At 71.1% G+C, this 16,845-nt stretch carries 15 protein-coding genes; 9 read left to right on the forward strand and 6 right to left on the reverse strand.

Translation table 11 applies throughout. The features are described 5' to 3' along the window. Window positions 1-78: 78 nt before the first annotated feature. On the reverse strand, window positions 79-882 hold the full coding sequence (locus OG422_RS25320; RefSeq protein WP_405745924.1) for an IclR family transcriptional regulator: 804 nt from the start codon (window positions 880-882) through the stop codon (window positions 79-81). Between the two features lie 470 nt (window positions 883-1,352). Between OG422_RS25320 and allB the strand changes: the two genes are divergently transcribed. After that, window positions 1,353-2,696: an allantoinase AllB gene (allB, locus tag OG422_RS25325; RefSeq protein WP_405745927.1), complete on the forward strand. Its 1,344-nt coding sequence runs from the start codon at window positions 1,353-1,355 to the stop codon at window positions 2,694-2,696. A 42-nt stretch (window positions 2,697-2,738) separates the two neighbouring features. On the opposite strand, the gene OG422_RS25330 is transcribed toward allB, so the two are convergent. From OG422_RS25330 to OG422_RS25340, 3 genes are all read right to left on the reverse strand, one after another. Further along, entirely contained in the window at window positions 2,739-3,419 is a 681-nt protein-coding gene (locus OG422_RS25330) for a transcriptional regulator (RefSeq protein ID WP_405745930.1), read from the reverse strand. Window positions 3,420-3,607: 188 nt separating this feature from the next. Further along, window positions 3,608-3,826: a DUF6126 family protein gene (locus OG422_RS25335; RefSeq protein ID WP_405745932.1), complete on the reverse strand. Its 219-nt coding sequence runs from the start codon at window positions 3,824-3,826 to the stop codon at window positions 3,608-3,610. Between the two features lie 71 nt (window positions 3,827-3,897). Continuing rightward, window positions 3,898-4,524, reverse strand: a complete 627-nt coding sequence (locus OG422_RS25340; protein ID WP_143942730.1) for a helix-turn-helix domain-containing protein — start codon at window positions 4,522-4,524, stop codon at window positions 3,898-3,900. Between the two features lie 414 nt (window positions 4,525-4,938). Here OG422_RS25340 and OG422_RS25345 point away from each other — a divergent pair, with 414 nt between their 5' ends. Then, entirely contained in the window at window positions 4,939-5,370 is a 432-nt protein-coding gene (locus OG422_RS25345) for a ribonuclease (protein WP_405745935.1), read from the forward strand. 384 nt (window positions 5,371-5,754) lie between these two features. After that, window positions 5,755-6,423: a bifunctional 4-hydroxy-2-oxoglutarate aldolase/2-dehydro-3-deoxy-phosphogluconate aldolase gene (locus tag OG422_RS25350; RefSeq protein WP_143944008.1), complete on the forward strand. Its 669-nt coding sequence runs from the start codon at window positions 5,755-5,757 to the stop codon at window positions 6,421-6,423. A 166-nt stretch (window positions 6,424-6,589) separates the two neighbouring features. Here the strand turns inward: OG422_RS25350 and OG422_RS25355 are convergent, their stop codons facing one another. Beyond that, entirely contained in the window at window positions 6,590-7,090 is a 501-nt protein-coding gene (locus OG422_RS25355) for a DUF402 domain-containing protein (RefSeq protein ID WP_405745938.1), read from the reverse strand. A 455-nt stretch (window positions 7,091-7,545) separates the two neighbouring features. After that, entirely contained in the window at window positions 7,546-11,508 is a 3,963-nt protein-coding gene (gene eccCa / locus OG422_RS25360) for a type VII secretion protein EccCa (RefSeq protein ID WP_405745941.1), read from the reverse strand. A gap of 877 nt (window positions 11,509-12,385) precedes the next feature. Here eccCa and OG422_RS25365 point away from each other — a divergent pair. The 6 genes from OG422_RS25365 to OG422_RS25390 all read left to right on the forward strand — a co-directional run bounded on the left by OG422_RS25365 (window position 12,386) and on the right by OG422_RS25390 (window position 16,592). Next, complete coding sequence (locus OG422_RS25365; RefSeq protein ID WP_143943208.1) at window positions 12,386-12,730, forward strand: hypothetical protein; 345 nt, start codon at window positions 12,386-12,388, stop codon at window positions 12,728-12,730. Between the two features lie 87 nt (window positions 12,731-12,817). Further along, the gene (locus OG422_RS25370) at window positions 12,818-13,102 is read left to right on the forward strand and encodes a WXG100 family type VII secretion target (protein ID WP_405745944.1); all 285 of its coding nucleotides are present in this window, start codon (window positions 12,818-12,820) and stop codon (window positions 13,100-13,102) included. 32 nt (window positions 13,103-13,134) lie between these two features. Next, window positions 13,135-13,581 carry a hypothetical protein gene (locus OG422_RS25375; RefSeq protein ID WP_143943210.1) on the forward strand — a complete coding sequence of 149 codons (447 nt, stop codon included), beginning with the start codon at window positions 13,135-13,137 and terminating at the stop codon, window positions 13,579-13,581. A 30-nt stretch (window positions 13,582-13,611) separates the two neighbouring features. Further along, on the forward strand, window positions 13,612-15,744 hold the full coding sequence (locus tag OG422_RS25380; protein WP_405745947.1) for a hypothetical protein: 2,133 nt from the start codon (window positions 13,612-13,614) through the stop codon (window positions 15,742-15,744). 61 nt (window positions 15,745-15,805) lie between these two features. After that, window positions 15,806-16,249 (forward strand): YbaB/EbfC family nucleoid-associated protein, encoded by a 444-nt coding sequence (locus tag OG422_RS25385; protein WP_143940497.1) that lies wholly within the window; start codon window positions 15,806-15,808, stop codon window positions 16,247-16,249. Next, a complete protein-coding gene (locus OG422_RS25390) occupies window positions 16,242-16,592 on the forward strand; it encodes a hypothetical protein (RefSeq protein WP_405745950.1) in 351 nt (116 codons plus the stop codon). The genes OG422_RS25385 and OG422_RS25390 overlap by 8 nt, the downstream gene beginning before the upstream one ends. The last annotated feature ends 253 nt before the right edge of the window (window positions 16,593-16,845 follow it).

Here is a 16,845-nt window from a genome sequence, read left to right on the forward strand (position 1 = left end):
GGGCGTCCACCCCGGGGCCGGTCCACGTGTCTGCCACGGCAACCGGCGAACCGGGGCCCGTGGCGGACGCGGGAATGCTCAGGCCGGCGTCTGGTTGGCCAGCGCCACCGACAGCTGGGCGGCGACGTCCTGGAGGACCGGGACGATCTTCTCCGTCGATTCCTCGGTGACCCGGCCGGTCGGGCCGGAGATGGAGATCGCCGCCGGGGTGGGGGAGTCGGGTACCGGTACGGCGAAGCAGCGGACGCCGATCTCCTGCTCGTTGTCGTCGACCGCATAGCCCAGGCGCCGGACCTCGGCGAGCGCGTCGAGGAAGGTGTCCGGGTCGGTGATCGTCTTCTCGGTCGCCGCGGGCATGCCCGTCCGTCCGAGCAGCGCGCGGACCTCCTCCGGCGGGTGCCCGGCGAGCAGTGCCTTGCCGACGCCGGTGGAGTGCGGCAGGACCCGCCGGCCGACCTCGGTGAACATCCGCACGGCGTGCCGGGAGGGGGCCTGGGCGACGTAGACGATCTCGTCGCCGTCGAGCAGTGCCATGTTGGCGGTCTCGCCGGTCTCCTCGACCAGCCGGGCCAGGAACGGCCGCGCCCAGGTGCCGAGCAGCCGCGAGGCGCTCTCGCCCAGCCGGATCAGGCGGGGTCCCAGCGCATACCGGCGGTTGGGCTGCTGGCGGACGTAACCGCAGGCCACGAGGGTGCGCATCAGGCGGTGGATGGTGGGCAGGGGGAGGCCGCTGCTGGCGGACAGCTCGCTGAGGCCGACCTCGCCCCCGGCGTCGGCCATCCGCTCCAGCAGGTCGAAGGCGCGCTCAAGGGACTGGACGCCGCCGCTCGCGCCCGCGGGCTTGGTATCGGCGGCGGAGGTGCTGGCGCTGGACGGCGGCACGTCGCTTTCCTTTCGGGGCGGAGGGGTCGGTCTCGGCTGGTGCGGGCGCCGGGCCCGACCGGTGCAGCCTACCGGGCCCGTTTCCCGGGCACACGGTGTACTGCGCAGTCGTTCGCGCCGGTCAGCGCCTCGGCCGCGGGACTCCGGCCGGGCCGGTGACCTCGATATCCGCGATCCCTCGACCCGGCCGGTGGCCGTAGCTACGTTCTGCTCCGCGAAATTTATTATCCATTTCGTGGAATCATCCAGTCGCGCGGGAGAGGGTTTCCGTCCTCCCGTCGCAAGTGTCGGCCGTGCGGTTCCCGAGGTGCTGCCCGCGGGGCCCGGAGGGGTCTTGACGGGGCCCGGCCCGGCGACAAAACTCGTTCAACAGTCTGTTGAAGGCTTGGAGAACGTCAGCGGGGCCGCTCCACCCGGCGCCACTGACGACCGTCAAGGACACGGAGCACGAGAGACGAGGAGGGGACCGGGTGTCCAACGTAGAGCTGGTGCTGCGCTCCACGCGCGTCATCACCCCGGACGGGACGCGCGCCGCGTCCGTCACCGTCGGCGGCGGGACGATCGCGGCGGTCCTGCCGCACGACGCCGCGGTGCCGGACGGCGCGCGGGTCGAGGACTTCGGCGACGACGTCCTGCTGCCCGGCCTGGTGGACACCCACGTACACGTCAACGACCCCGGGCGCACCGAGTGGGAGGGCTTCTGGACGGCCACCCGTGCGGCCGCCGCGGGCGGCATCACCACGCTCGTGGACATGCCGCTCAACAGCTTCCCGCCGACCACCACCGTCGCCCACCTCGATACCAAGCGCGAGGTCGCCGCGGCCAAGGCCCATATCGACGTCGGCTTCTGGGGCGGCGCGATCCCCGGCAACGTCAAGGACCTGCGACCGCTCCACGACGCCGGGGTCCTCGGCTTCAAATGCTTCCTGTCGCCCTCCGGCGTGGATGAGTTCCCCGAGCTGGACCAGGAACAACTGGCCCTCGCCCTCGGGGAGATCGCCGGCTTCGGCGGCCTGCTCATCGTGCACGCGGAGGACCCGCACCACCTGGACGCGGCGCCCGTGCCCCGCGGGCCCAGGTACGCCGACTTCCTCGCGTCGCGCCCCCGTGTCTGCGAGGACGACGCCGTCGCCGCCCTGATCGCGCTCGCCCGGCGGCTGGACGCGCGGGTGCACGTCCTGCATCTGTCCTCCGCCGACGCGCTGCCGCTGATCGCCGCCGCCAAGGCCGAGGGCGTCCGGATCACCGTCGAGTCCTGCCCGCACTTCCTGACCCTGGCCGCCGAGGAGATCCCCGACGGCGCCACGGAGTTCAAGTGCTGCCCGCCGATCCGCGAGGGCGCCAACCAGGACGCGCTGTGGCAGGGCCTGGCGGACGGCACCATCGACTGCATTGTCTCCGACCACTCGCCGTCCACCGCCGACCTCAAGACCGCCGACTTCGGCGCCGCCTGGGGCGGCATCTCCTCCCTCCAGCTGGGCCTGCCCGCCATCTGGACGGCGGCCCGCGCCCGCGGCCACTCCCTGGAGGACGTGGTCCGCTGGATGGCCACCGCCCCCGCGGCGCTGGTCGGCCTCGGGCGGAAGGGCGCCATCGAGGCGGGCCGGGACGCCGACTTCGCGGTCCTCGCGCCCGACGAGACCTTCACCGTCGACCCGGCCGCCCTCCAGCACCGCAACAAGATCACCGCGTACGCCGGGAAGACCCTGCACGGCGTGGTGCGCTCCACCTGGCTGCGCGGCCGCAAGATCAACGACGGCGCCACCCTCGCCGCCCCCACGGGCGAACTCCTCACCCGCCCCGAGCGCGGCTGACGCACCGCCGCCCGGCCGTCCGTACCGGCGGCCGGGCGCCGCTCAGTCGTCCAGAGCGTCCCAGAACATCAGCTCGTACGCCTGGAGGAGCCGCCCGTGCCGGTGCGCCTCCAGCGGCCGGGCCTGGCCGGTCTCCAGCCCGTGCGCGACGGCCGCCAGGGCCCGCCGGTCCAGTTCGGGCGACGGTTCGGCGAAGAGGTCGAAGAACCCGCACGCCGCGTCCGGCAGGCCGTAGTGCTCCCGCATCGCCCGGCCCACCGTGGCGCAGTACGCGCCCCAGGCGGCGAAGTTCGCGGTCAGCGCGATCACCACATCGACCGGCTCCACGCCGAGCGCCAGCCGTGCCGCGTACGAGGGGTACGCCTGGCAGCCGGGCCGCGGCTCGTACCCGTCGAGGGTGGACGGGGCGATGCTCAGCGCCTTGTTCAGCGCGTCCAGCCGCTCCAGGGCGGTCGCCTCGCCGTCCGCGAGGAGCTCGAAGAAAGCGGCGACCGGCGGATCGGCGTCCGCCCGGTGCGTCAGATGGCGGAAGCTGAGCCGGTCCGAGGCGATCACCCGGTGCTGCTCCAGCGCGAACGTCGTGAAGAGCGCGAGCGGCGCCTGCCCGGCGGCGATCCGTGCGACCGTCCGGTTCGCGCCGGAGTCCGGGGCGAGGGCGCGTACGGCGGCGTCGAGAACGGCGTCCGCGGTCGGCCGGGGCGCGGCGTCGGCGGGTCGGACCATGGCGGGATCTCCTCCGGTACGGGGCGGCCGCCCACGGCGCCGCACCGTGCGGGGCACGCGGCCCGGCGGCCGTGGGGTGTGCCCTCAGCGTGCGGGCCCGGCACCGGGCGGTGCGCCGACGCGCCGGAGAGACCGGGGGAGCACCGCCCGCCCGGCGGCTCCGGTACGGCGATGGGCCCCCGGTGGCCTCAGCGCGTCTTGGCGATGTACACCAAGAAGCTCATGAACGCCAGCAGCACATGCGTCGCCACGACGTAGATGAACACCCGCACGTACAGCCCGCGCGGCGGCTTGTTCTCGACGTACTTCCGCTCGGTCGCCTCCTGCGGAGCTACGGCGTCGGGGCCGCCGGGCGTCCCGGGGGCGGCGGGGGTGGCGGGGGTGGCGGGGGTGGAGTGGTCGGGCACGGCGTTCGTCCTTCCCTCATGAAGCGGTGCGGTGCGCGGCGGCTCCGCGGCACCGAAGGCGGTGGGCGGTCTCACAGGCCGCGCCGCGGGATGTCGTCCCCCAGGCACAGTTCGGCGGCGCCGCTCTGCAACAAGGTGTGGACGAACAGCAGCTCCGCACCGGCCCGGGTGGTCGCGGCGATGCGGTGCGGGGTCAGCGAGTCGAAGTGGGCCGCGTCACCCGGGCCGAGCAGATGCACGGCCTCGCCGAGCGTCAGCCGCAGCTGCCCGGTGAGGACGTACAGCCACTCCTCGCCCGGATGCACCCGCACCAGATCGCCTTGCGCCTGCTGCGGTACGTGCACCCGCAGCGCCTGCATGGCCCGCCCGGCGCCGCCGACCGTCCAGTACGTCCAGCCACCGGCCTCCGACGGCTCGGTCCGCCCGGCCCGCATGATCGGATCCCGCTCCGGCGCGGTCTCGCCCAGCAGGTCCGATACCGTGGTTCCGTACGTGCGGGCCAGCGCGAGCAGCATCGGCAGCGACGGCTGGCGGCGATTGGTCTCCAGCCGGGACAGATGTGCGGGCGACAGCCCGACCCGCCGGGCGGCCGTCTCCAGCGTCAGCCCGCTGTGGCGCCGCAGATCGCGCAGCCGGGGCGCGACGGTGGGCAGATCCGCCGCCGCTTCGGCGGGGGAGTCCTGCGGGGTCTCGGTCATGTACCCGGTATAGCCAGCCTTGACCTCTGGGGCAAAAGTTTTGCCTGAGAGGCAAAGGTGCTCGACCTGTTCTCCGCTCCCCTCCGGGGTGATCCCGCACGGGGTTCCGCGCTCTCCTCCGGGGCAATCCCGTACGGGTCCGTCCCGTACGAGGTGACGGGGTGATGCGGGGTGGGGAGGGGCGCGTGGCGGGGGGATCGGCGAGACGTACGGGGAGTCGATGCGGGGAGTCGGAACGGGCGGTCGGCGCAGGGCGGTTGGGGAACTGTGGCGGTGTGTCGGGGGCGTGGGGAGCCGCAAGGGGGCGCGGGCGTGGCCGCGTTGCGCCGTTCGGGGGGATCGTTGTGAACGACCGGGAAACTTCCGCTCCTTGGCATTGACAGGGCCATGTCTACGCGCGTCATGCTTGAGGGCATGAGAATCCCCCCACGGATCACCCGGATCGGCGCCGCGGGCGCCCTCGCGTCGGCCCTCCTCCTCGGCGGCACCGCCGTGGCGGCCACCCCGAGTACCGCCACGGCGCACGCGGCCGTGTCCGCGCAGCAGGTGCGGGTGGCGAGCGTCGGCTCGATCTGCCAGTCCAAGTTGCCCGCCGAGGCCCACGACACCCTTGACCTGATTGCCAAGGGCGGCCCCTACCCCTACCCGAAGGACGGCACGGTCTTCTCGAACCGCGAGGGGATCCTGCCGCAGCAGAGCTCCAGCTACTACCACGAGTTCACCGTCGTCACCCCCGGCTCCCCGGACCGCGGTGCGCGCCGCATCGTGACCGGTGAGAAGAAGCAGGAGGACTACTACACCTCCGACCACTACGCGACCTTCGACCTCGTCGACTTCGGCTGCTGAGCCGACGCCCGGTCCCACCGGGCACAGACGGCGGCCGGGATGCTGCGGGCATCCCGGCCGCCGTCGCGTGGTGCGGGGGCCGTGGGCCGGGCCGGACGGCTTTCGCGGGCGGCGGGCTGACGCCGGAGGTCAGAACGGTCGCGGTGAGTTGCCGCACGGGTAACCCTGAAAGATCCCTGGGATGTCGCCGCTTCGGGGACATACGGTGGCCCCCCGCGCGAGAATTGTCAGTGGCTGCCGGTAGCGTTCCGGTCGAATCGAGACATGGCCGGGCATCGACGGTAATGCTCCGACCTGCCGCGGCCTGCCCGCGCGGAGTTCGCCGTACCGGCCGCGGCCGGGCGGGCACGGTCGTTCACAGACGAGGAAGGGCGGCGAACTGCCGTGTATCGCTGGGAGATCACCCGGGCCGCGCTGGCGCAGCGGGTCTTCGCCATCGTGCGCAGCACGACGTACGACGAGGCGAGCGCCACCGCGGACACCCTGTTGTCGGCGGGCGTCACCACCCTGGAGATATCCTTGACCACGCCGTTCGCGCTGGAGGCCGTCACCACGCTCACCCGTGAGCTGGGGGAGGACGCGGTCATCGGCGCCGGTACGGTGCTTGACGCGGTGTCGGCCAGGATGGCGGTCGACGCCGGGGCCCGCTTCCTGTCCTCGCCGAGCCTGGACGCCGAGGTGATCCGTACAGGCCACCGCTACGGCGTCCCCGTCTTCCCCGGTGTCGCCACCCCGACCGAGATGGTGCGCGCCCTGGAGCTGGGCGCCGATGCGCTCAAGGTATTCCCCGCGGCGGACCGCCGCCCGTCCTGGCTGGGCGAGATCCGCGCCGCCCTGCCGCAGGCGCCGCTGCTCCCGGCGGGCGGGGTGAGCGTCGAGAGCGCCCCCGAGTGGATCGCCGCGGGCGCGGTCGCCGTCGGCCTCGGCTCCGCCCTCTCGGACGGCGACCGCGACACCGTCGCCAAGCGCGCCTCCGCCTTGCTGGCCCGGCTTGCGGAAGCCGCCTCGGGAGATCCGGTTCCTGAGAGCGCATTGGAGTTCTACGAGTACTGAGGAAGGGCTGTTCGTACGGGAGCCGCGAACGGTGAGGGAGTCGCGGGGGGCTGAGGGGGCGGGACGGTCGCTGAGCCGTGCCGTGCCGTGCCTGAGCGGGAGCCCGGCCCGGCACGGCGTTGTCCGGATCGGGTTCCCGCCGGCTCCCTCGTCAGACGAACGGTGATCAAGCCGTCAGCAGGCCGGGCAGACCGCCCTCCTTCGCGACCCGTTCCCACGCATCGAGGGCGGACATCGCCTGCCGGGCGGCGTCCGGGTCGCGTGCGGTGAGGCCGCTCGCCGCGAACTCGTCCTCGTCCAGGCGCAGCACCTGGGAGCCGTCCGCCGACACCCACAGGTCGAGGTCCAGGTCCTCCACCACGAGCTCCGCCGGACCCGAGTCCCCGTCGCGGACCACCGCGGGGCGGGTGATGTCGCAGTACCAGCCCTTGAGCGTCCCCCGGCTGTCGCGTACCTCCGTGACGGCGTACCAACGGTCACGCCAGTAGTGCTCGGTGAACTCATCGCCCGGCTCGAACCGCACGAACCCGAAGTCACGGGCCCCGGGCGCCGCCCACGCGGCCAGAACGGAGATCCGGGAACCGTCGTCGGTCAGCACCCCGGCCGCATACCGGATCTTGACCCGCCCGGCCTTGGTCAGCACCACGTCCATCTGCTGCTGCGGCATCGCCACTGCCTCCACTTTCCCGCGAAGCGGTGATTCGGTAAGGAGGGCTCAGTGTGGCCGACTTGGGGGATCTGCGACGCGTGGGGCCGCCGGTGAGCGCGGCACGTGCGTCCGACGGGCGTCTCGCCGAACGGCATCTCGTCGGCGCTCTCAACGGGTTCGCTCCGTACGCACCGGCGTGGAGAGCGGTGACCGCTCGTTTCCAGTCTCTTTGGCGCGGGCCTTGTCGGAAACTATTCCCCGTGTCTCGGACGGTGTCTCCCGAAGGCTTTTATTTTTCCTCAGGAAAACCCTCCAAGTGGGGGTGGTGTTCTTGAGTAATTTCCCACTCGAAGGGTTGGGGAAAGGGGTAGGGGTTTTTGTGGGGCGGCCGTTAAATGTGCAGTAGCAAATGATCTGTGCCGTCCTGCTCCGGGTGATCACGGTACCCGGAACAGGACGGCACAGGGGTAGGGCTACGCCTGCGACGCCGCCCCCAACATGGCCGTCTGGACCTGGGTGGTGCCCCGGCGGGTGACGTACAGGCCGCGGCCGGTGGTCATCTGCCGAGGCTTGACGCCCGGCAGGAACATGCCCTCCGACGGCGGGCAGGACAGCATCAGAGCCGGGGTGTTGCACTCCAGCAGCTGCCGCAGCAGCTGGTCGCTGATGCCCCGGGAGGCGCCGTTGGCGCTGCGCGCGACGACCAGGTGCAGGCCCAGCTCATTGCCCTGCGGCAGGAACTCCAGCAGCGGCGCGAACGGGCTCGGCCCCATGCCTCCGCCGCCGACCATCTCGAAGTCGTCGACGACGACGAAGAGCTGCGGACCCGTCCACCAGTCCCGCTTGCTCAGCCGCTCCGGGGCGATGTCCGGTCCGGGCACCCGCTCGCGCATCGCGCGGGCCACGCCCTCGATCATCTGCCGCAGCTTGTCGGTGGCCACCGCGTAGCCCAGCCGGTGCGACTCCGGCACCCCTGAGGCCAGCGTGCGGCGGAAGTCCACCAGCATCATCCGGCCCTGGTCGGGCGTGTAGCGGTCGGTCACGGCCTGGCAGATCAGCTTGAGCAGGTTGGTCTTGCCGGTCTCCGCGTCGCCGATGACGATGAGGTGCGGGTTCGCCTCGAAGTCGTGCCACAGCGGCTCCAGCCGCTGGTCCTCCAGACCCAGCGGGACCCGCAGATCGCCCTCGGCGGCCGGGAGCGTCGCCGCGTCCAGCTCCAGCGGCAGCATCCGCACCGGCGGCGCCGGCGGACCGTCCCACGCGTCGCGGACGCTGTTCACCATGGCCGTCACACCCTCGCTGACGGTCCCGGACTGCGGCTCGCCGTCCAGCCGGGGCAGCGCGGTCAGGAAGTGCAGCCGCTCCTGCGTCATACCGCGGCCGGGGATCTTCGGCACGGTGTCCGCCGCCCGCATGTTGATCACCGAGTCGACCGGGTCACCCAGCCGCAGCTCGAAACGGGTGCCGAGCTGGTCGCGCAGTCCGCTGCTGATCTCGCCCCAGCGGGTCGACGCGATGATCAGGTGCACACCGAAGCTCAGCCCGCGCGAGGAGATGAGGTTGAAGGTCGGCACCAGGTCCATGAAGTCCTGCCGGACCGTGCTCCAGCCGTCCACGACCAGGAACACGTCCCCGAACCGCTCGTCGGGCAGCTCACCGGCCGCGCGGCGCCGCCGGAAGTCGTCCATCGACTCGATGCCCAGCTCCGCGAACTGCCGCTCCCGGCGCGCGATCACCCCGGTGACCTCGGCCATCGTGCGCACCACTCGCTCCGGGTCGAGCCGCCCGGTCACCCCGCCGACGTGCGGCAGCCGGGAGAGGCCGGACAGCGAACCGCCGCCGAAGTCCAGGCAGTAGAACTGCACCTCGCGCGGGGTGTGGGTGAGCGCCAGCGCGGTGATCAGCGTACGGACCAGGTTGCTCTTGCCGCTCTGCGGACCACCGGCGATGCCGACGTGGCCGCCGGAGCCGGACAGGTCCGCCATCAGCGGATCGCGCCGCTGGTCGAACGGCCGGTCCACGATGCCGACGGGCACCGTCAGCCGGGCGCCCGGCTCCTCGGCGGGCGACAGACCGCGGCCCGGCACCGGCGCCAGCGGCGGCAGCAGCAGGTCCAGCGTGGGCGGCGCCTCCAGCGGCGGCAGCCACACCTGGTGGGCCGGGCGCGAGGGGTAGGCCCGCAGTCGGTCGGCGGCGATGCTCAGCAGGCTCGGCGCGTTCTCGTCCGCCTCCTCGGACAGCGGCTCGGGCGACGCCTGCGACATCTGCCGCTGCGCCACCCACGTGGTGCCGAACGGAACGACCTGCCCTGCGATCACGGCCTGCCGGGCGGCGCGCCTCGCCGCACGGTAGGGACCCGAGACGTACGCGGCCTTGAAACGGGTCAGCGTGCCCACGTCGTTCTTGAGCAGACCGCTGCCCGGCTGCGACGGCAGGTTGTAAGCGTCCGGCACGCCCAGTACGCCCCGGCTCTCCATCGCGGAGAACGTCCGCAGACCGACCCGGTAGGACAGGTGCGACTCCAGCTGGTGCATGCGGCCCTCGTCGAGGCGCTGCGAGGCGAGCAGCAGGTGCACGCCGAGGCTGCGGCCGAGACGGCCGATCATCACGAACAGCTCCATGAAGTCGCGGTGCGCGGCGAGCAGTTCGCTGAACTCGTCGACCACCACGAACAGCGTCGGCAGCGGTTCGAGCGCCGCGCCGCCCTCCCGGGCCCGCTCGTACTCCAGCGCGGAGGAGTAGTTACCGGCCTTCCGCAGCAGCTCCTGGCGGCGGATCATCTCGCCGTGCAGGGCGTCCTTCATCCGCTCGACCAGCGCCGTCTCGTCCGCCAGGTTGGTGATCACGGCGGAGGTGTGCGGCAGCTCGTCCAGGCCGAGGAAGGTGGCGCCGCCCTTGAAGTCCACCAGGACGAAGTTCAGCGTCTCGGACGAGTGGGTCAGCGCCAGCGACAGCACCAGGGTGCGCAGCAGCTCGGACTTACCGGAACCGGTCGCCCCGATCAGCATGCCGTGCGGACCCATACCGCCCTGCGCGGACTCCTTGATGTCCAGCTCCACGGGCGAACCGTCCGCCGACAGCCCGATCGGCACCCGCAGCCGCTCGGACCGCGACCGCGTCATCAACCGGTCCAGCGGCGCCGCGCGCAGATCCGTGATGCCCAGCAGCCCGGCCAGGTCCATGTCCTGCTCCAGCGGCGCCTCCGACTGCGCGGTGACGCCCGGCCGGTACGACGCCACGGTGGCGGCCAGCGCCCGGGCCGCGGCGATGCCCATCACCTCCGGGCGCCCGATCGCCGACTCGGTCTCCTTGCCGTTGCGGTCGGTGCCCAGCATCCGCAGCTCGCCGTCGGCGATCCGCAGCCGCAGCGCGTGCCGGGACGGCTTCTGCCCGAGCGCTCCGCGGACGTCCATGATCACGGCGTTGCTGTAGCCGGGGCCCGCCACCCGCGCGCCCTGCGGCACGTTCGAGGTGTCCAGCACGATCACGGTGTACGGCTCGTCCCGGCTGGGCTCGTTGTCCGGGCCGAACTTCGGCCGCTGCGCGAACTCCTCACCCAGCAGCGCCTCCAGCTCGGAGATGGTGTCGGTCACCAGCCGGGCCGCGCCCGCGCCGTCGGTCTCCGCCGAGTGCTGCGCGTGCGGCAGCCACTTCACCCACTCCCACGTGGTCCGCGCCTCCCCGTCCGCGACGACGACGATGTCCAGGTCGCGCGGGGCGTGCAACACCGCCAACTGGGCGAGCACCCCCCGCACCGTCGCCCGCGCGACCTCCTCGTCACCGTCGAACACGATCCGGGAGTAGGTACGCAGCCGGACGGCCACCGGCTGGTCGGGCACGGTGCCGTACGCGCGGATGAACCGCCGCAGCGCATGGGCGCACAGCGGCTCCAGGTCCTCGACCGGCTTGGTGGACAGCGGCGACAGCTTCAGCGCGAGCTGCTGGGAGCCGCGGGCGATCCGCACCTCCGCGAAGTCCTCGTGGGTCAGCCTGCGCTCCCACAGGCGGCTGGTGCGGGCCAGCGACCACAGCGCGGGCGGCTCGGGGTGCTGCCAGGAGAGCGCCTGCCGCTGCTGGGTGATGACCTTCCGCACCCGGCGCCGGCTGGTGGACAGATACCGCAGGTAGTCGCGGCGCTCCCCGCGCAGCTTGCGCTTGCGGTCCTGGGAGCTGCGCAGGAACTGGGTGGCCAGCATGCCGACCGCGGAGAGCGCCATCATGCCGATCGCGACATAGCTGAGCGCGCCGCCGGAACCCGGCCGCATGAAGATCAGCATCATGCCCATCGAGCTGAGCGCCATGGGCAGGTACGTGATCACACCCGACAGTCCGCCCTGTGCCTCCGGCAGCGTGGGCGGTTCCTGAAGACTCAGCTCCCCGCTGGGTAGCTGTGGCCCCGGGCGGCGTGGTGGTCGGCGGAATGTGACGGTGCTCAAGACGGACCTTCCTTCGGGCGGCCGGACCCGGCTGCGCCGGCCCCTGATGCGCGGACGCACCGGGGAGAGACCAGGGGGAGGGGCTGGATTATTTGCACTAGCGGTGGAGCAAAGGCGAATGTGAACGGTGCTGCGAGAAGCCGGGGTGAGAGCTGCTGCGCTTACATCCTCAACTGTCAGGAGTACGCTCTGCTGTCGAATTGCTGATGGGCGGTCACGATAGTGTTCCCCGCAATCCGCGTCGACCCGGAGGCATTTCCCGGCCAAGGAGAGCGAACCGCAGTGAACGACACCCTGTCGGCCCCCGCCGACCCGTCGCCCGGCACCCCGGTGGGGCCGTCGGCGCGCCGTCCGGTGCCGTCGCGCGGGCCGACGCCCCGGGAGCGGCAAGCTGCCGGTCTCCTCGTCCGGGCGTCCCGTCGGTTCGCGGAGGCATCAACGCGCCCTGTCATCAGGGAGGTTGAGGCGTGGTGCCCGAAGTGCGGAGTGCTCCTGGCGGCAGGCCCCGGCCTGTTCGCCGGAAAAGCGCGGAACATCAACCATTGGTATGACTACATGCCTGGTGTCCGTGTCTACCCTGATCGCGGTCGAGCCTTCGGCGTCGTCACCCATGACGGGGGGAGGTGCCGTATCAGGCACCGCACGCACCGCGCCGGGCCTCCGCCCCGCCGCCACGCGGTTCCCCCGAGGGGGTACGCGGGGCGATGGACGCCGGTCCAGGCGCCCCGGCCCTGCGTCGGGACAACGCAGCTTTGTGGCTTCGTGGTGCGCGTGACGCTCGTCCACCTCATTCCCGTACGCGCGCGACAGGGGCGGCCCCGGCCGCTGCCGCGCGTGACCAGCCCCTGAAACATCCCTCCCGAAAGGACGTCACACCATGTCCGGTGCCATTTCAAAGAAGGATCAGGATCTCCAGAACGCGATGGTGATTCTGGAGGGCCAGATGGAGAAGATGCGGCGCTCCGGACAGCAGGTGAGCGACATCGTCACCACGGGCGTGGCGAGCAACTTCCAGTCGCAGGCCAGCACGCAGTTCCAGCAGAAGATGCAGGAATGGATCGAGGCGTACAACCAGGTCTCGACGAAGGTGAACAACCTCCACGCCAACCTTCAGCAGGCCAACCAGGTACTGAATTCCGGCGCGGACGAGGCGCAGCAGCACGCGGCGGGCTGGGGCGGCGACCTGGACAGCATCCAGAGCATCATGGGCGGCAAGAGCTGATCTGCGGGAAACCCCCCGCATCCGGAGCGTCCGTATTCCTCGGGGCGCCAGAATTCCCCTTTTCGCTTTCTCACCCAAGGAGCCGACATGGCTGACACTCATCTCCTGGTCGACCGGGCGCGCCAGGACGCCATGGACCTGACCCAGGCCAACACCGAGATGAAGGCGGCGCTGGACGACATGATCCATCAGCTCGCCCCCATCAAGCAGAGCTTCGAGGGCGCCACCTCCACCGCGTGGCAGGAGGTCCAGACGGCCGTGGACAACGCCTCGAAGGAGATGCACAACGCCCACCAGCAGGGCACGGTGGCGCTGGAGAACATGATCCAGGCCATCATCGACGCCGACAACAAGGGCAGCGGCATCTTCTAGCGGCCTCGTGCCAAGAGAGAGGCGTCCATCCCGTGAGTGAACACGAGGGCGGTTCCGGTACCGGTAACGTCAAGATTACCGAGGGGTACCTGGAGGAGTTCGCCAAGCAGAAGATCAACGAATTCATCCGGGATTTCCGGGACAACGACGACTTCCGAAATCTGGACGGATTCGCCGGCGGCCCGAAAGGCCCCGGTGGGTACGCGAAACTCCTCGCCGGCGGCAAGGATTTCCCCGCCGGACAGGCGCTCCAGCTGCGCTACGAGATGTTCTGCAAGAGCCTCAAGCAGCAGCTCGACTCCTTCAACAAGTCGATGGGGGAGCTGTCGAACGACCTGGTGAGCGTGGGTCAGATCCTCGACGACGGCGAGAAGAACACCGAGCTGACGGCGGCCCAGATGATGGAGAACCTCCAGGACATCCTGGGCGGTCTGGGCAGTGGTGGCGGCGGCTACACCCCGCCGCCGAACGCGTCCTGAGTACGACGGGCTGACAGGAGACACCGAGGCATGGGCACGGACTGGACGTGGGGGCAGGCCCTCAAAGCCTTCGCCGCCACCGGGCAGAAGGTGACGGACAGTTCGGAGATCGGTACGAACGGCGGGCCGTCGTGGTTCGTCGCCAGTATGAGCGACGGCGGGGTATCGGCGGACGCGAGTCAGAGCTTCGATCCGCACTATGACGTCTGGTGGTCGTTCAACTACGTCCTGCCGGAGGTGCGGAGCGAGGAGTACGGCGGCAGCAACCGGGCGTACGTCCTCGGTATCAACATGGACTGGGCCACGCTGGACAGTTCCGGCGGCCCGCTGTACCGCTTCTTCCATCAGGCCGAGGAGATCCTGTCGCCGCTCTCCGGGACCCTCAAGGGGAACGAGTTCGTCAGCCTCGGCAGCTTCGACACCGCCTCCAACACCGCCCGGTGGCTGGAGGGCCGTATCCAGGCTGCCAAGGAGCTGATCGACAGCTGGGCGCGGACCATCGACAACGATGACTCCAACTGGCAGGGCAGTTCCGCCGGAGTCTTCCGGGCGGTGCTGGAAGGCCATGCCAAGGAGCTGGAACGGCTGCGTACCGAGATGATCAACCCCCGGGACTTCACCGGGGACATCGACCAGGCGCGGGTCCAGCTCCACCAGACCCTGGCCGGGCTCCAGGAGGCGTTCGGCAACTGGTACAACGACCGGCTGGCCGCGCCGGTCAACGCCACCCACGACGCGCTCCAGGAAGCGATGCAGGGTGTGAGCATCACCTTCGACGGCCAGACGCCCAAGGTCACCGGTTCGAAGTACGGCGATCCGGCGACCCAGGAGTTCTGGGACCAGGTCCAGTCGCGCGCCAAGGAGATGTGGCTGGCCAACGTCCGCACCAAGCTCGACGAGCCGGCGCAGACGCACATGCAGGCGCTGGAGAGGAGTTACGGCTCGACCACCGCGGCCATCCCTGAGTCCCTCAGCCCGCTGCGGCTGAAGCTGCCGCACACCGCGAATCCCCTGGGCGGCCCGAACAAGAGCGGGGGCGCCGATCAGAATCTGGCGTCCCTGCTGAACAAGAACAAGACGGGCGACGGCTCGCCGCCGGACCTCAAGCAGTTCAACGCCGAGAACGGGGGCGGGGCCGGGGGCGGCGACATCGGTGGTGGTACCGGGGGCGACGCCGGTGGCGGTACCGGTGGCGGTACCGGTGGCGACGTCAAGCCGCCGTCGGTCGACGACATCAAGCAGCAGTTCGCCCAGCAGAACGGCGGTGGCGCCGACGGCGGGCAGGACGGCAAGGGCGGCGACCAGCACGGCCAGCAGCCGCCCGGGGGCTTCGTCCCCCCGCCCCCGCCGAAGATCGGCTCGTTCTCGTCCGGTGTGGCGGACAAGAACGGCGGCCAGGGCGGGCTCGCCCCCGGCTCCACCAAGTCCCAGCTCGTCGGCGCGAACGGCAAGCCGCTCAAGGACAAGAACGGCAAGGCGCTCAGCGTCCCGTACGGCTCCAAGATCAACGGGGATGGCACCGTCACCCGGCCCGACGGGAAGCTCGCCACCGACAGTGCCGGTCACAAGATCACGGGCGTGCCGCCGGGCGCCAAGATCACCTCGCCTGCCGGTGTGGGCACCGGCAACGGCACCGGAAACAGCCTGGCCAACCAGGAGTTGAACGCCAACAAGAAGCTCGCCGAATACCTCCAGAAGCCACCGGGCTCCAACGGGCCGGGCGGCGGGACGCCCCCGCCCCCCATCCCGAACAGCCTGAAGACCTTCAGCGGCGGGGGCATGGGCGGCGGTCTCGGCGGCGGCGCGGGCGGTGGCGCCGGGGAGGGCCCGATCGCACGGAACCTGGCCCGCAGCGGCAACGACTTCCTGCGGACCAACACGGGCATGAGCCCGACGGCGCTGCGCAACGGCGGGTCCGTCCCGCCCTCCGAGGAGCTTCCGCCGGGCGGCGGCCGGGGCGGCGGCCGGGTCCTGTCCGAGGCCACCGCGGGCGGACGGAACACCTCCTCCGGCTCCCCGATGGTGCCGCCCATGGGCGGCGGTGGCGGCGCGGGCGGTGGCGGTCAGGGGGAGCAGGGCCGCCAGCGGCAGACCTGGATCGATGAGGACGAGGAGGTGTGGGGCACCGACGGGGGCACCACGCCCGGCGTGATCGGCCGGTGAGCGCGGTGCCGCAGCACAGCACGCACGGAACAGCAGCGACGTACGGGAACGAGGTCGGACGATGAGCGCCGGATACCAGGAACAGCTCAACGAGATCATGGGACGGCTCGCCGATCAACGCAATCAGCTCCAGGCGACGCAGGAACGGCTGGCCCAGCAGACGGTGAAGGTCACCTCCAAGGACCGCTCCATCACCGTGATCATGGGGACGCAGTCCGACGTACGGGAGATCAAGTTCCAGGGCCAGGGCTACCGCTCCATGGCCCCCGCCGAACTGGGCCGAGCCCTGGTGGAGGTGCTGGAGAAGGCCCGCCTGGAGGTCCGCGAGACGGTGACCCGGGCCGTCACGCCGATGATGGGCTTCGGCAACGAGGTACGCGACTCCATGCTCGGCGGCACCGACCAGCTGCGGATGATGCGCGAGGTCCAGCAGAAGATGGGGCTGAAGAACGGGCCGGGCGGTTCACGCTCCGCTCTCGACGATGAGGACGAGACCGATGGCTGAGGAGATCAAGACCGCCGATGACCTGCGCCGTCTCTTCGGTAAGTACCACGGCATCGCGGATCTCATCGAGAAGGTGTCCGGCGAGATCGACCACATCAACACCCTGAACCTCACCGCCGGCGGCAAGGACGACGAGACCGCCGAGAACTACAACAAGGTCGCCGGGCTCGGCACGCAGGTGCTCAGCGAGGTGGCGAAGACGCTGCGGGACATGACCGCGTCCACCGGCGACGGCGGCGAGAGCGCCATGAAGGTCTTCGACGCCGCGAACGAGGACGCCGAACACTTCGCCACCACCTGGGACAAGATGGTCGAAGAGTCGAAGAAACAGGAGAAGGAGTAGCCGCCCTCCGCTCAACTCCTCTGTGTTTCACGGTGCTTGTGGCGCGGCGGCCGGCCTCGGAAGGGCGCGGCCGCCGCGCCGTAGGCACCGGAGCATTTCCCGACTCCGCCCCCGCATGCGGGGGCGGAGTCACCACCCGGCGCGCTGCCCTCCCCCAGGCCCGCGCCGTTCCCCCACACCAGCACCCCAGCGCCGCTCCGGGCGCGTGAGCCGTCGGCAGGCTCACGGCCCGCGGTCCGGAAAGGAACACACC

Origin of the sequence: Streptomyces sp. NBC_01525, assembly GCF_045040405.1 — a bacterium.
GTDB lineage: Bacteria > Actinomycetota > Actinomycetes > Streptomycetales > Streptomycetaceae > Streptomyces > Streptomyces benahoarensis.